The organism is Moraxella equi (genome assembly GCF_002027555.1).
Taxonomy (GTDB): Bacteria; Pseudomonadota; Gammaproteobacteria; order Pseudomonadales; family Moraxellaceae; genus Moraxella; species Moraxella equi.
Window position 1 is genome coordinate 1 of the sequence record NZ_MXAP01000159.1, and the last position, 15231, is coordinate 15231.

The 15231-nt window shown below is 45.5% G+C and carries 13 protein-coding genes and 1 pseudogene; 6 read left to right on the plus strand and 8 right to left on the minus strand.

Annotated features, from left to right (window positions below; all coding sequences use genetic code 11):
* The 8 genes from B5J93_RS12515 to B5J93_RS12545 form a co-directional block, all read right to left on the minus strand.
* On the minus strand, positions 1-483 hold a 483-nt coding region (locus B5J93_RS12515; protein ID WP_115237256.1), incomplete at its 3' end, for a putative molybdenum carrier protein.
* Between the two features lie 67 nt (positions 484-550).
* The gene (gene carB / locus B5J93_RS12520) at positions 551-3781 is read right to left on the minus strand and encodes a carbamoyl-phosphate synthase large subunit (protein ID WP_079326679.1); all 3231 of its coding nucleotides are present in this window, start codon (positions 3779-3781) and stop codon (positions 551-553) included.
* Positions 3782-3848: 67 nt separating this feature from the next.
* Positions 3849-4301: a restriction endonuclease gene (locus tag B5J93_RS14090; RefSeq protein WP_228144945.1), complete on the minus strand. Its 453-nt coding sequence runs from the start codon at positions 4299-4301 to the stop codon at positions 3849-3851.
* Positions 4295-4816 carry a winged helix-turn-helix domain-containing protein gene (locus B5J93_RS14095; RefSeq protein ID WP_228144946.1) on the minus strand — a complete coding sequence of 174 codons (522 nt, stop codon included), beginning with the start codon at positions 4814-4816 and terminating at the stop codon, positions 4295-4297. Before B5J93_RS14095 ends, B5J93_RS14090 begins: the two co-directional genes overlap by 7 nt.
* Before the next feature lie 57 nt (positions 4817-4873).
* Positions 4874-6019: a glutamine-hydrolyzing carbamoyl-phosphate synthase small subunit gene (gene carA / locus B5J93_RS12530; protein ID WP_079326680.1), complete on the minus strand. Its 1146-nt coding sequence runs from the start codon at positions 6017-6019 to the stop codon at positions 4874-4876.
* 277 nt (positions 6020-6296) lie between these two features.
* The gene (locus tag B5J93_RS12535; protein ID WP_079326681.1) at positions 6297-7073 is read right to left on the minus strand and encodes a TatD family hydrolase; all 777 of its coding nucleotides are present in this window, start codon (positions 7071-7073) and stop codon (positions 6297-6299) included.
* A 51-nt stretch (positions 7074-7124) separates the two neighbouring features.
* Entirely contained in the window at positions 7125-8891 is a 1767-nt protein-coding gene (gene tfpB, locus B5J93_RS12540) for a type IV pilus assembly ATPase TfpB (RefSeq protein WP_079326682.1), read from the minus strand.
* A 203-nt stretch (positions 8892-9094) separates the two neighbouring features.
* On the minus strand, positions 9095-9322 hold the full coding sequence (locus B5J93_RS12545; RefSeq protein ID WP_079326683.1) for a hypothetical protein: 228 nt from the start codon (positions 9320-9322) through the stop codon (positions 9095-9097).
* 278 nt (positions 9323-9600) lie between these two features.
* Here B5J93_RS12545 and alaS point away from each other — a divergent pair, with 278 nt between their 5' ends.
* The 6 genes and pseudogenes from alaS to rpmG all read left to right on the plus strand — a co-directional run bounded on the left by alaS (position 9601) and on the right by rpmG (position 15102).
* The gene (alaS, locus tag B5J93_RS12550) at positions 9601-12264 is read left to right on the plus strand and encodes an alanine--tRNA ligase (protein WP_079326684.1); all 2664 of its coding nucleotides are present in this window, start codon (positions 9601-9603) and stop codon (positions 12262-12264) included.
* A 130-nt stretch (positions 12265-12394) separates the two neighbouring features.
* A complete protein-coding gene (locus B5J93_RS12555; protein ID WP_079326685.1) occupies positions 12395-13681 on the plus strand; it encodes an aspartate kinase in 1287 nt (428 codons plus the stop codon).
* Positions 13682-13834: 153 nt separating this feature from the next.
* Positions 13835-14002, plus strand: a pseudogene (csrA, locus tag B5J93_RS12560) (carbon storage regulator CsrA); the annotation flags it as partial.
* 91 nt (positions 14003-14093) lie between these two features.
* A complete protein-coding gene (locus B5J93_RS12565; protein ID WP_079326686.1) occupies positions 14094-14438 on the plus strand; it encodes a HopJ type III effector protein in 345 nt (114 codons plus the stop codon).
* A gap of 251 nt (positions 14439-14689) precedes the next feature.
* Positions 14690-14926, plus strand: coding sequence for a 50S ribosomal protein L28 (gene rpmB / locus B5J93_RS12570; RefSeq protein ID WP_029102716.1), 237 nt, complete (start codon positions 14690-14692; stop codon positions 14924-14926).
* 20 nt (positions 14927-14946) lie between these two features.
* Positions 14947-15102, plus strand: coding sequence for a 50S ribosomal protein L33 (gene rpmG, locus B5J93_RS12575; RefSeq protein WP_003659281.1), 156 nt, complete (start codon positions 14947-14949; stop codon positions 15100-15102).
* Positions 15103-15231 lie beyond the last annotated feature (129 nt).

Here is a 15231-nt window from a genome sequence, read left to right on the forward strand (position 1 = left end):
AGTTCGGTTGGTATATTTATCAATGGCAAGTTCAACGCTCTCTTTGGTAAAGGCTTGAATCGTTGGTACAACCGAGCCACGAGAACCGCCAAAATTTAGCGTTTTGATGTCATATTTTTGAATAAAATCAATGAGATAATCAGATGCCACGTCCACCGAAAACACATTCATATCAATGAGTAAATACGGCTTATGTTGGCTGATACACGTTTTTAGGGTTAATTCTGTACCACTTTTTGGGGCGATTTGGGCGTGGTAAATAATCACAGTCGCATCACTGTCTATTACGTTTTGGCGAGTGCGTTTGCGATAGCCTGCACCCATTAGGGGCGTGAGTGGATATTTGTCATCAATGATACCGTCTTCGGCTCGCCTGTCTTCGGGGCAATGCCCACCGCACGGCATACCACGAGATAACGCACCGTCCAACGCACCCCTATCCACGCCTGTTTGTCCGCCTGAGATGATTTTTGGAAAAGTCATGATGCTCCTTAAAAATTAACCGCCATTATCTCTAATAGCGGTTAATTCTAATATGTTTATGGGCAAATTATAAATCTTGCAATTTATAGACATTAAACGGCAATGTCGTCTCATAGGCTTCACACACTGCACGCCCTGCGTTTAGCGTGGTTGCGATGAGCACCTTGTTTTGCAAGGCTTCACGGCGGATTGGGAAGGAGTCTTCTAAGGCCTGTTTGCCTTCGGTGGTGTTAATGGCAAGATGAATCTGACCGTTTTTCATCATATCCACAATGTGCGGACGACCTTCGCTGACCTTATTGACATGCTCGCACGCCACACCAGCATCGGTAAGTACGTCATGCGTACCGCCTGTGGAAACGATGTTAAAGCCAAAGCCTGCCAGACGTTTTGCCACGTCCACCACCCCTGCCTTGTCGCTATCACGCACCGAGATAAAGACGGTTTTGGTCTCGCCATCTTGTGGTAAGCCTGTTAGTCTGTCGCCTGCCCCAAGCGTTGCCTTATAATACGCCTCGCCAAAGGTCTGACCCACGCCCATGACCTCGCCTGTGGATTTCATTTCAGGGCCTAAAATGGGGTCTACGCCTTGGAATTTGGCAAAGGGGAACACCGCTTCTTTGACTGAGAAATGTTTTGGCACGATTTCGCTGGTAAAGCCTTGCTCTGCTAGACTTTGCCCTGCCATACAACGAGCGGCGATTTTAGCAAGCGATTGACCGATACATTTGGAGACAAACGGTACGGTACGGGAGGCTCTCGGGTTCACTTCTAGGATATAAATCTCATCGCCTTTTACGGCAAATTGTACGTTCATAAGACCGACCACGCCAAGCTCTTTTGCCATGGCGATGGTTTGTCGTCTCATCTCGTCTTGAATGTCTTGCTCTAGCGAGTAAGGCGGAATGGAACATGCTGAGTCACCTGAGTGAACACCTGCTTGCTCAATGTGTTGCATGATACCGCCAATCACCACGTCCTTGCCGTCCGACACACAGTCCACATCCACTTCAATGGCATCGTCCAAGAAACGGTCAAGCAGGACAGGAGCTTCGTTAGACGCTTGCACCGCATCACGCAGGTAGCGTTTTAGTTCGTCCTCATTATAGACAATCTCCATGGCACGACCGCCAAGCACATAGGACGGACGCACCACGAGCGGATAGCCGACTTTTACCGCCTCACGAATGCCTTCTTCTGATGATTTGACAATGCTGTTATTGGGCTGTCTTAGGTTTAGCTTGTTAATCATCTGCTGAAAGCGTTCACGGTCTTCGGCACGGTCAATCGCATCAGGGCTTGTACCGATGATAGGCACGCCAGCTTCTTCTAGGCTACGGGCAAGTTTAAGTGGCGTTTGACCGCCATATTGTACAATCACGCCCTTGGGGTTTTCGGTGCGGACGATTTCTAGCACGTCTTCTAGGGTAATCGGCTCAAAATACAAACGGTCTGACGTGTCGTAGTCGGTTGAGACGGTCTCTGGGTTGCAGTTTACCATAATGGTTTCATAGCCATCTTCACGCATGGCAAGGGCGGCATGAACACAGCAGTAGTCAAACTCAATGCCTTGTCCGATACGGTTTGGACCGCCACCGATGACCATGATTTTGTCTTTGTCGGTTGGGCGTGCCTCGCACTCATCATCATAGCTTGAATACATATAGGCGGTATTGGACGCAAATTCGCCAGCACAAGTATCCACTCGTTTATAAATCGGATATACGCCCAAATTCCAACGCTGTTTACGGAACTGCTTTTGGCTAATGCCCATAAGATTGGCAATGCGTAAATCACTCATGCCTTTACGCTTAAAGGTGCGGATATTCTCGGCGGTCAAATCGCCAAAGCCTAGCGTTTTAATCTCGCTTTCGGTCTTAACAATATCTTCAATTTGCACCAAGAACCAACGGTCAATCTTGGTTAATTCAAACACTTCATCAAGGCTAAATCCATGACGAAACGCTTCGGCAAGATAAAAAATGCGTTCAGGCGTGGGAATGCTTAGGCGGTTTTTAATTTCAGAAACAATGGCGTTCGCGGATTTGCCTTCCAAATTCATCACTTCATCAAAGCCTGTCGCCCCTGTTTCAAGCCCACGCAGTGCCTTTTGCATGGATTCTTGGAAATTGCGACCGATTGCCATTACCTCCCCCACCGATTTCATTTGCGTGGTTAGCACAGGCTCAGCTTGTGGGAATTTTTCAAAGTTAAAGCGTGGGATTTTGGTCACGACATAGTCAATGGACGGCTCAAAAGACGCAGGGGTAACACCGCCTGTGATGTCATTTTTTAGCTCATCAAGCGTGTAGCCGACCGCCAATTTGGCAGCGATTTTGGCAATCGGAAAACCTGTTGCCTTAGACGCCAACGCTGACGAACGACTCACACGGGGGTTCATCTCAATGACGACCATGCGACCGTCTTTGGGGTTGATACCAAACTGGACATTTGAACCGCCTGTTTCCACGCCAATTTCACGCAAAACGGCAATGGACGCATTCCGCATTAGCTGATATTCTTTATCAGTCAAGGTTTGAGCAGGGGCAACGGTGATTGAGTCGCCCGTGTGCACGCCCATTGGGTCAAAGTTTTCAATGGAACAGACGATGATACAGTTGTCGTTTTTGTCACGGACAACTTCCATTTCGTACTCTTTCCAACCGATAAGACTTTCGTCAATGAGTAGCTGGTGCGTTGGCGATAGGTCAAACCCGCGTTCACAAATCTCCAAAAACTCTTCTTTATTATAGGCAATGCCACCGCCTGAACCACCCATTGTAAAAGACGGACGGATAATGACAGGAAAGCCAAATTTGGCTTGAATTTCAAGGGCTTGCTCCATTGTTTCGGCAACGGACGCACGGGGGCATTCTAGCCCAATTTTACGCATTGCTTCATCAAAAAGTTTGCGGTCTTCGGCTTTTTCAATGGCTTCTTTGGTCGCCCCAATCAGCTCTACGCCATATTTTGCCAAAACACCGTGCTCGTCTAAGGCTAAGGCACAGTTTAATGCCGTTTGTCCGCCCATGGTAGGTAGCACCGCATCTGGGCGTTCTTTTTCAATGATTTTGGCAATCGTCTGCCAAGTAATCGGCTCAATGTAGGTCGCATCCGCCATAGATGGGTCGGTCATAATTGTGGCGGGGTTGGAATTGACCAAAATCACACGGTAGCCTTCTTCTTTTAAGGCTTTACACGCCTGAGCCCCTGAATAGTCAAATTCACAGGCTTGTCCGATGACAATGGGGCCAGCCCCGATGATAAGAATGGATTGTATGTCGGTACGTTTTGGCATAGGGGTCTCTCTTTCTCTTTACTGTTATTACTTTATCAAATTTGGTCAATTTAATAAATGACCAAACTTACTCAAAAAAATCTTCATCAATTTCACAAATTTCAAGCACTTCTTTGGTTTGAATACCTACTTTGTATTTAATCATCAAGGTTACCAATTCTTGTCCATCAATTAAAACAATTTTACCCAATAATTTCTCGGCATATTCTTTGGCGGATTTCGTCAATGATGAAGTGGTGATAAATACTCCTCGTTCTACACCATTGCCCTGTAACGCTCCCGAAAAAGATTGTAATTCTTTTGAGCCGACAGTATTATCACTAGCATATCTTTTGGCTTGAATATAAATATTTTGAATACCCAGTGGGTCTTGTTTAATCACACCATCAATGCCACCATCGTGTGATTTACCAGTATGTTCAAATAAATTTTCTTTACCGCCATATCCCATCGCAAGCAATAATTTTAATACCGCTTTTTCGAAAAATAGCGGTGTGCCTTGTTGTAATTTATTTAACAATTCAACCGCAATTTCAGTTTCAATATCTTTAATGGCATTTTTGGCTTGAGTTTCAAAATCAATTTCGTCATTATCACTAATTTCAAGCGTGGCATTGTCTGACGATTTTTTTTTCTATTTTTAATTTCCGCCCTACTTTTTAGATAACTTACCCATTCAGGTAAATCAACTTCGTCATATAACTTTTCGCTAATTTCCGTTTTATTTTGCCATAGCTGTGCCACTTTTAAACCAGTTGGTGTGATTTGATAAGTTGCTTTACTGATACGATTTAAAATACCCGCTTTTGTTAAAGAGGTAATCGCCCAAGCGATGGCATTTTCTACTTTTGATTGACCAAAGTCAAAACGCAAATCCAAAACTTCATCAGAAAACCCCCCTAATCTGATGACTTCTTGATAAATTTCTTGGCGTTTACGAATTTGATTATCACGCATTAACTGTAAAGTTAAAGCACGACATTTGTCACGATATTCACGATTATTAAAAATCATCATATTTTCCAAATCATTCATTTAAATTGGTGCGTTTATTTTTTTAAATAATATTTAAATAAACGCACCTTTTTATTTTTATGCTTTCGCCTTTTCTATTTCCGCCACAAATCTATCAAACAATACGCTACAATCGTGCGGGCCGGGACTGGCTTCTGGGTGTCCTTGAAAGCTAAACGCCACACGGTCAGTGCGTTCAATGCCTTGATTTGAACCGTCAAATAATGAACGGTGTGTCGCACGCAAAGTGCTTGGCAGGGTCGCCTCATCTACCGCAAAGCCGTGATTTTGCGAAGTAATCATCACCGTGCCATCGTCAAGATTTTGTACAGGGTGGTTGGCACCGTGATGACCGTGATTCATTTTTAGGGTTTTTGCACCGCTTGCCAATGCCAAAAGCTGATGACCCAAACAAATGCCAAACACAGGAATTTTTGTCGTGTCGCAAATGGTGCGGATAGCATCAATCGCATAATCACAAGCAGACGGGTCGCCAGGTCCATTAGATAAGAAAATACCATCAGGATTTAAGGCTAAAACTTGTTCGGCGGGGGTCTCGGCAGGAACAACGGTTAGCCTGCAACCCCTATCGGCAAGCATACGCAAAATGTTGGTTTTTACGCCATAATCATAGGCAACAACGTGGTATTTCAGCTCAGGCTCGGTAAAGCCCACGCCCAGCTCCCATGAGCCTTGTGTCCATGTAAAGCCATCTTTATCACAGCATTCTTTTGCCAAATCAAGTCCGTTCATGTCAGGGGCGTTTTTGGCAAGTTCCAATGCTCTTTCTAAGGCTCTCTCCACGTCATCGCCCACAACAATTGCCCCGTTTTGAGCCCCTTTTTCACGCAGAATACGGGTAAGCTTACGGGTGTCAATATCGCCAATCGCCTCAACATTGTGCTTGATAAGGTACTTAGACAGCGACATCTGGCTTCTAAAATTACTATGAAGCAGTGGCAAATCACGGATAATCAGACCGCTCGCCCATACCTTATGAGTGCGTCCAGACTCGGTGTCTTCTTCGTTACAGCCTGTGTTGCCAATGTGCGGATAGGTCAGCGTAACCATTTGTTTGGCGTAGCTTGGGTCGGTGAGAATCTCTTGGTAGCCTGTCATGGCAGTGTTAAAGACGACTTCGCCAACCGTCTCACCGTCCGCCCCAATGCTAACACCGTGAAAAATTGTACCGTCTTGTAGGGCTAAAATGGCTTTTTTGGTCATGACACGCTCCGATTTAAAAAAATAAATTATACAGTTATAAAAATTCAAAGATTTTAGTTTTTGACAAATTTTAGACAAAATTTTTTGGCAAAACTGCCATAATCTAAAATTTAGACACAAAAAAGCGAATGATTAAAAATAAACTCAACTTTGCTCAAATAAGGGGCAAAAGTAAAGTTGTATTTTCATAATCACTCGCTTGTCGTAGATTTTGGTTATTATATACAAAAAAACAACTTTTTTCTACTACTTTTTATAAAATTTTGCCATGCCAAATTTAACCATATTGATTTAACAACTCATCAAAATTTTGGCTTGTGATACGTCCTATCTCATCAGGTGTTTTGCCAAAAATATCCGCCAGAGCCTTTGCTACATATGGCACAAAAGACGGCTCATTATCCCGCCCACGTTTTGGCACAGGGGCAAGGTAGGGGCTGTCGGTTTCTATTAAAATGCGGTCTAGCGGTAATTTTTTGGCAACTTCTTGGAGTTCCACCGACTTTTTAAAACTGACAATGCCAGAAAATGAGATATACAGCCCCATGTCAAGGCAGGTTTTGGCAAAGGCATAATCTTCGGTAAAACAGTGGATAATGCCGTGTTCGCACTTTTCAGCCTTTAGTAGGTCAAGCGTGTCGTGATAGGCACTGCGGGTGTGGACGATGATGGGCTTTTTTAGGGTTTGGCTTGCGTGAATGTGCGTGGCAAAGCTGTGTTTTTGCTCAGCTTTCTTGGTGTCGTCCCAATGATAATCCAGCCCCGTCTCGCCAAATGCCCACACCTTTTTGTTATTTAACCGCACAAAATCGTCCACGCTCACCGCCTTTAAAATCGCCTTGTCCTGGCAAGGATGCAAGCCGATACTCATGCCGATGTTGATGTCGTCATTAGATAAATCTACCCATTGTCTAATGCTATCAATCTCGCCAAATTCACAGCAAATTGCCATGATACGGCTTACGTTCATCTCTTTTAGATTGGCAAGTAGGGCAGGTTTGTCGTGTTGGTAAGTGTCTAAATAGGTCAAATGGGCGTGGGTGTCGGTGTACATAGTTTCTCTTTTTAAATAATTATTGGATTGATGATGTGAATATTGGTGCGGTTAATTGAGTGGAACAACCCGAAGTACTTCTTCAAGCGTGGTAACGCCTTCTGCCACACGTTTTGCCCCTTCTATGCGTAACGGTAGCACGCCTTCACTGTATGCTTGGCGTTTTAGGTCGTCAAGCCCCCCGTCTTTGGCAACCAGTTTTTTAAGCTCATTGGATAACGGCAAAATCTCATACAGCCCGATTCGCCCTTTATAGCCTGTGTTTCGGCATTCATCACAGCCTACAGCGGTGTAGATTTTGGGTGGTACGGGGGCATTCCACGGGGCAACAAGCCCACGCCATTCGTCCGCTAGGGGCGAGTTTTCGCTCACGTCTTGGGCGGATTTGCAGTGAGGGCAAAGCGTTCTGACAAGCCTTTGAGCCATAATGCCCAAAATGGTTGCCGATGTCAAAAACGGCTGAACGCCCAAATCATGTAGCCGTGTCAAAGAGCTAGGGGCGTCATTGGTGTGCAAGGTGGATAACACCAAATGCCCCGTCAGACTTGCCTGCACCGCCATGTCTGCCGTCTCGCCATCTCGGATTTCGCCCACCATGATGATGTCAGGGTCTTGTCGCATGAGCGAGCGAATGCCGTCTGCAAAGTGCAAATCAATCGCTGAGTTAATCTGCATTTGGTTAAAAGACGGCTCAATCATCTCAATGGGGTCTTCAATGGTACATACGTTCACTTTTTCGGTGGCAAGTTGTTTGAGTGTGCTGTATAGCGTGGTGGTTTTGCCTGAACCTGTGGGACCTGTTACCAGAATAATGCCGTTGGGGTGGGCGGTGAGAGCGTGCCACGTTTCTAGTTGTTTGCCCGTCAAGCCAAGCTGGGCAAAGGTACGTACCAGCACTTCGGGGTCAAACACACGCATGACGAGCTTTTCGCCAAATGCGGTGGGCAAGGTGGACAGACGAAGTTCGGTTTCTAGCCCTTTTGGCGTGCGTGTCTTTAAACGTCCGTCTTGGGGCTTTCGTTTCTCGGCAACGTTTAATCGCCCCAAAATCTTGATACGAGCGGTAACAGCCGTCAAAATCGCAGCAGGCATCTCATAGACGGTATGCAGTACCCCGTCAATTCTAAATCGCACCTTGCCCGTCTCACGGCGTGGCTCTAAGTGAATGTCGGAAGCTCGCTGTTCAAAGGCGTATTGCAAAAGCCAATCTACGACTTTAACGATGTGTTGGTCATTGGCATCAGGGTTGCTGTTATCGCCAAGTTGAAGCAGGGCTTCTACATTGGTAACGTCCGCACTTGCCTTTTTTTGGGCGATGTCCGCCCCTTGTATGGCACGGGTGACCTGATAGAACTCGGCACGGTAGCGATTGAGCTGTTCAGGTGACAGATAAACGACCTTGATGGTTTTGGGGCGGACGATGTGGCTGATGTTGGCATGCCAATCATGATAAAAAGGTTGGTCAGTGCCGATGATGACCTCTGTATCGGTTACGGCAATGGGCAGAATGTACTGATTTTTGGCGTACTCAAAGGACATGATACCTGTCACGCTCGGCACATCCACTTTTAGGGGGTCAATTCGCACCACGTCCACGCCAGCTTTGCCCGCCAACCATAGATTGAGCTTATCTACAGTTAGGGGCTGATGGTCTAATAAGCTCGTGAGATTAAAACGGGCGATGTTTTGGACGGGGTGTAGGGCAGGGTCGTTACGACTGGTGATGACAAGATTGTATGATTTTTGGTCAATGCGACCTTCTTTTAATAATTCATCCAAACACCAACGCAAATCGACGATTAGGGATAACTCAGTCATGACAGCTCTATTTGTGATAAATAAATACTATTGTAACATGAATTGATGGGTGTATTTCAATTTTGTTTGGTCGTACGTTTGGTCGTACGCTGTGTAAAAATGCCATGATGGGGCGTGCTATCATGGCATATCTGTGTTTCGGCTGTGGCTTGGCTTTCTGGCTGGTATTGTGATGTTAGGCTAGATAAGCTGTGCCAAAAGCGTTACTGAGTTTTTTGCTGATTGGGGGTGGGGCTGGCAGAGTTTGTCATGGCAGAAATGCGTTTGGTTACCACTAGGGCGATGGGAATGCTTACCACAAGTCCTGCGACCACGGCTCCAAGCACCGTTTGCATATTGGTCATGTCATTGACAAACACCACAATCATCAAGACACCAATGAGTACAGTAGAAGCAATCGAAAAAATGGCACTAAATAGTGGAATGTTCATGGTAAATCCCCTAGCATTTTTGTGGATAAAATCTATATGCTATTTATACACCTTTTTTACATGAATGTTAAGCATTTTTATCAAAAATTCCATAATTTTTATAAGGATTTTATATTAATTCCAAAAAGTTATTAAGTCAGTCAGTCTTTCAACTAAATTTTGTGAAAAATTGGTTAAAATCACTGTTAATTATGGCGGTTTGTGATAAAATTAACTGTTTATTTATCAAATTCGCCCCATGATTTTTAAAAATCACAGGCAAGCTACGAGATACGACCATGACAACCGCTCACTTAACCAAAACCATGCAACTGACCGAAGTACGTCAAGCCTTTATTGACTTTTTTAAAAGCACAAACCACACGCCTGTGGCATCATCAAGTCTCATTCCACACAACGACCCCACGCTACTGTTTACCAATGCAGGCATGAACCAATTTAAAGATGCCTTTTTGGGCCTAGAAAAACGAGATTATGTGCGTGCCGTGTCATCACAAAAATGCGTGCGTGCTGGTGGCAAACACAACGACCTTGACAATGTCGGCTACACCGCCCGTCATCACACCTTTTTTGAAATGCTCGGTAATTTTAGCTTTGGCGATTATTTTAAAAAGGACGCCATTGCCTTTGCGTGGGAGTTTTTGACCGATGACAACTGGCTTGCCTTACCCAAAGATCGCCTTTATGTAACCGTCTATCACACCGATGATGAAGCCTTTGACATTTGGCATAAGGACATCGGGCTTGCCCCTGAGCGGATTATTCGCATTGGCGATAAAGGCGGATTGTACCAATCGGATAACTTTTGGGCGATGGGCGATACAGGACCTTGCGGGCCTTGCTCCGAGATTTTTTATGATTATGGCGAGCATATGGAAGGTGGACTACCAGGTACGCCTGACGAAGATGGTGACCGCTATGTGGAGATTTGGAACTGCGTATTTATGCAGTTTAACCGCCAAAAAGACGGCACGTTAGAACCCCTGCCCAAGCCGTCTGTGGATACAGGCATGGGCTTAGAGCGTATCAGCTCGGTCATGCAGGGCAAATATGGCAACTATGAGACGGATTTGTTTGTTAATCTCATGAATGCAACCGCCCAAGTGATTGGCGTGGAGAGCACCTATGAGCCGTCTTTTAAGGTCATTGCCGACCATATCCGTGCCGTGTCGTTTCTCATCGCTGACGGTGTCCGCCCAAGTAACGAAGGGCGTGGCTATGTATTACGCCGTATCATTCGCCGTGCGGTGCGTCATGGCAATAAACTGGGAGCGGACGGGGCGTTCTTTTATAAACTTGTCCCTGCTCTTATCAAGGAAATGAGCGAAGCCTATCCGCAATTGATTGAAAAACAAGACGAAATCGGGACGGTCATTTTAAAAGAAGAAGAGCAATTTGCCAAAACATTAGCACAGGGCTTACGTCTGTTATCGGGCGAATTAGAAAGTCTAAACACAGGTGATACCTTGACAGGGGAGGCGGTGTTTAAGCTGTATGACACCTATGGCTTCCCAACCGACCTAACTGCCGACATCGCTCGTGAGCGTGGCGTGGGCATTGACGAAGACGGCTTTAATGTGGCTATGGAAGCTCAACGCACCCGTGCCAGAGAAGCGGGCAAATTTGACGTGGATTACACAAGTAGCGTAAAAGTGGAGACCCCAACCGAATTTGTTGGCTATGACCTGCTAGACAACCAAAGCCAAATCATAGGCGTGTACCAAGACGGCAAGGCGGTAGAGTGTTTGGGCGAAGGCGATGAAGGTGTGATTGTGCTGTCTGCCACGCCATTTTATGCCGAAGGTGGCGGTCAAGTGGGCGAGACAGGCGAGATTAGCACATCCACAGGGGTGTTTTTTGTCGAAGACACCAAAAAATCTGGCACGGCAATTATCCATTACGGCACGGTAAAAATGGGCGAGATCACCCCAAATCAGTCCGCCAACGCCCAAGTGATTGCCGACGTGCGTAAAGCTTCCGCCAAAAACCACTCCGCCACGCACCTGCTCCACGCAAGCCTACGTGCGGTGCTAGGTACAGGCGTTGCCCAAAAAGGCTCGCTGGTATCGGCAGACGTGCTACGTTTTGACTTCTCTTATGATAAACCAATCAGTCATGATGAGCTTACCACCATTGAACGCATGGTAAACGAGCAAATCCAAAAAAATACCCCTGTGCAGATTGAGTACCTACCCATTGATGAAGCCATTGGCAAAGGGGCAATGGCTTTGTTTGGCGAAAAATATGGCGAAACCGTGCGTGTTCTTACCATGGGGACAAATGCCGATAACTCTACGTTCTCCATTGAGCTGTGCGGTGGTATCCACGTGGCTCAAACAGGCGATATCGGTCTGTTTAAAATCGTCTCTGAGAGTGGTATCGCCTCGGGCGTTCGTCGTATTGAAGCCTTGACAGGCATGGGGGCGGTGCGTTATGTGCAGACGGGTGAGATGATTTTGGGTAATTTGGCAACGAATTTTAAGGCAAAACGTGGTGAGATTGAAACTCGTGTCGGTAGCCTTGCCGAGCGTAACCGTGAGCTTGAAAAACAGCTAGAACGCACCGAGCAAAAACTGGCAAGCCTACAAGCAGTATCGCTACTACAAAAAGCGGTCAAAGTGGGCGAGACAAATCTACTCATCGCCAAAGTGGTAGGCGTGGACGGCAAAGCCATTCGTGGGCTTATGGATACCCTAAAATCTCGCCTTGACGGGGTGATTGTACTGGTGGGCGAGAGTGATGATTTGGCACTGTCGGCAAGCGTGGCGAAGGGCTTGACTGATAAGGTTAAGGCGGGCGACATTATTCGTCATTTGGCGGGTGAATTGGGTGGTAAAGGTGGCGGTAAACCTGACTATGCCCAAGGCGGTGCGAACAAGTCGGATAAACTGGAGAGTATATTGACCGCTTTACAAACCAAATTAACTAGCGAGCTGGCTTGATCAACGGTTAATTTTAGCAAACACGCTAAATGTTTGGTTATTTATAAAATTTTTTGATGAAATTATCAGTTTATTTTAAAAATAAATTGGGTTATAATTTTGGTTTTAGCCCTTTATACAGGAAAAAATAATGGCACTAATCGTCCAAAAATACGGTGGTACTTCCATGGGGAATACCACCCGTATCAAAAATGTCGCCAAGCGTGTCAAACGCTGGCACGACCACGGTCATCAAGTGGTGGTGGTGGTTTCGGCAATGAGCGGAGAAACAAACCGACTCATCGCTTTGGCTCGTGAAATTTCAAACGACCCAGACCCCCGTGAATACGACCAAATGGTCGCCACAGGCGAGCAGGTATCTATTGCCCTACTTGCCATGGCACTAAAAGATTTGGGCGTGGACGCCAAATCCATGACAGGGCGTCAAGTCGCCATTAAGACCGACACCACGCACACCAAAGCACGCATTGAGCATATTGACGCTGACAACCTAAAACAAGAACTCGCTGACGGTAAAGTGTTGATTGTGGCAGGCTTTCAGGGCGTGAACGAACACAACGACTTGACCACGCTTGGACGAGGTGGCTCGGACACCACAGGTGTTGCCATCGCTGCGGCGTTAAAGGCAGACGAGTGCCAAATCTACACAGACGTGGACGGCGTGTACACCACCGACCCCCGAGTGACTTCTAAGGCGAAAAAACTTGACAAAATCACTTTTGAAGAAATGCTAGAAATGGCATCGCTTGGCTCAAAAGTTTTGCAAATCCGCTCGGTAGAATTTGCAGGCAAATACAAAGTGCCTGTACGGGTGCTGTCTAGCTTTGATGAAGGCGATGACGGGGCTTTTGATGATGAATTTAAACAAACTGTCGGTACACTGATTACCGCTGATGAAGGAGATACTATGGAAAAAGCGTTAATTTCGGGCATTGCCTTTAACCGTGATGAAGCCAAAATCGTTGTGCTGGGTGTGCCAGACCGCCCTGGTATTGCTTCTGCCATTTTAAGCCCAATTGGTAAAGCCAACATCGAAGTGGACATGATTATCCAAAATATGTCCGAAAATGGCGTAACCGATTTTAGCTTTACCGTGCCTCGTGGCGACTTTGACAAAGCGATGAAAATCCTAAACGAACAAGTCAAAGACGACATTGGAGCCACCGAAGTAGTAGGAGCGAGCGATGTGGTTAAAGTCTCTATCGTGGGTGTGGGCATGCGTTCGCACGCAGGCGTGGCAAGCAAAATGTTTGAAACATTAGCGTCCCAAAACATCAACCTACAAATGATTTCAACCTCCGAAATCAAGGTTTCTGTACTTATCAAAGAAGAGCATTTAGAAAAGGCGGTCAAATCACTACACACCGCCTTTGGGCTTGACCGTGAAGACGGCGAAAGCAAGGTTGCAGGGCTGTAATTAGCAATTATGTAACAATTTGGTTTATTAATCATAATCATTACGTAAAAATTGCCAAAAAAAGCTGACAAGTTACCCAAGAAGTTTTATAATAACAACTTGGGTAATTTTTATTTTTTGCTTTTTAGCATTGTTTTATAGCAAGGAGCTATTATGTTAATCCTAACCCGCCGTGTTGGCGAAACCCTAATGATTGGCGATGAAGTCAGTGTTACTGTGCTGGGTGTCAAAGGCAACCAAGTCCGCCTTGGTGTGAATGCCCCCAAAGACATCGCCGTTCATCGTGAAGAGATTTATCAGCGTATCCAACACGAACGCTCTATGCAAATGCACATGAGCCACCTAGAACAAGGCAACTTTGCCCCACCATCATTTGATGACGACGATTATTTTAATCGCTAATGGATGCATGATGAATCACACTGACATTTCACGGCTATTAAATGGTATTGAGCAGGGCGGTTTGACGTTCAAAGACGTGCTTGCTTTTATTGATGCCAATTATACTTATGCCCCTGTCGCCTTTCATAATGGCGAAGCGGTCAATCCTGCCGGCACTAACGAAGGCTCTGCCAAGGTGTTTAGCCTTGCCAAACTGCACGGTCTAAATCAGCTTGACACCCTCAAACTATTTGCCGAGCATTATCAGGCAGTGCTAGACACGCCAGACGGCACCGACCACGCCAATATTCGTAACTTTTTGCATTATGGCTGGCAAGGGTTTGGCATGCCTGTGAGTGCTTTGACCGCTCGTTAATTTTGTAAATTTGATAAAATAAGCCCGATTTTAAAATTTTACTTGAAATGTGAGTGAAATTGGTGTAAAATTCGGGCTTTGATTTTTCTGCCACTTTCTATTTATTGTCGCCTTTAACAATAAAGATGAAATGACATCACTAACAAGTTTAAATAATCCGCCTAGTCCATACCTAATTTTGTGGCGATTGTTTAAATGGCACAACCGATACCGCTCAATATCCGTGCCACATCGTAATATAGGAGTTCATCATGTCTCGTGTATGCCAAGTTACTGGAAAACGCCCGCTAGTGGGTAATAACGTATCTCACGCTAACAACAAAACCCGTCGTCGTTTTTTGCCAAACCTACACAACCATCGTTTTTGGGTAGAATCTGAAAACCGTTTTGTGCGTCTTCGTGTATCTTCAAAAGGTATGCGTATCATTGACAAGCACGGCATTGACAAAGTGCTTGCCGATTTGCGTGCCCAAGGTCAAAAGATTTAATTTAGCAAAAGGATAATACCATGAGAGATAAAATCAAACTCGTTTCTACGGCTGGCACTGGTTATTTTTATACTACCACCAAAAACAAACGCACCATGCCTGGTAAAATGGAAATCAAAAAATTTGACCCAAAAATTCGCCAGCACGTTCTATTTAAAGAAGCAAAAATCAAATAATTTGCTCTTTAATTTAGAAAGTCGCTTAAAACCAAATTCGGTATTCGGATTTGGTTTTTTGTTTGCTGATAAAATAGCATTATTCCAAGATTTTGCCCCTAGCAAACTTGATATACCAACCGAACCCAA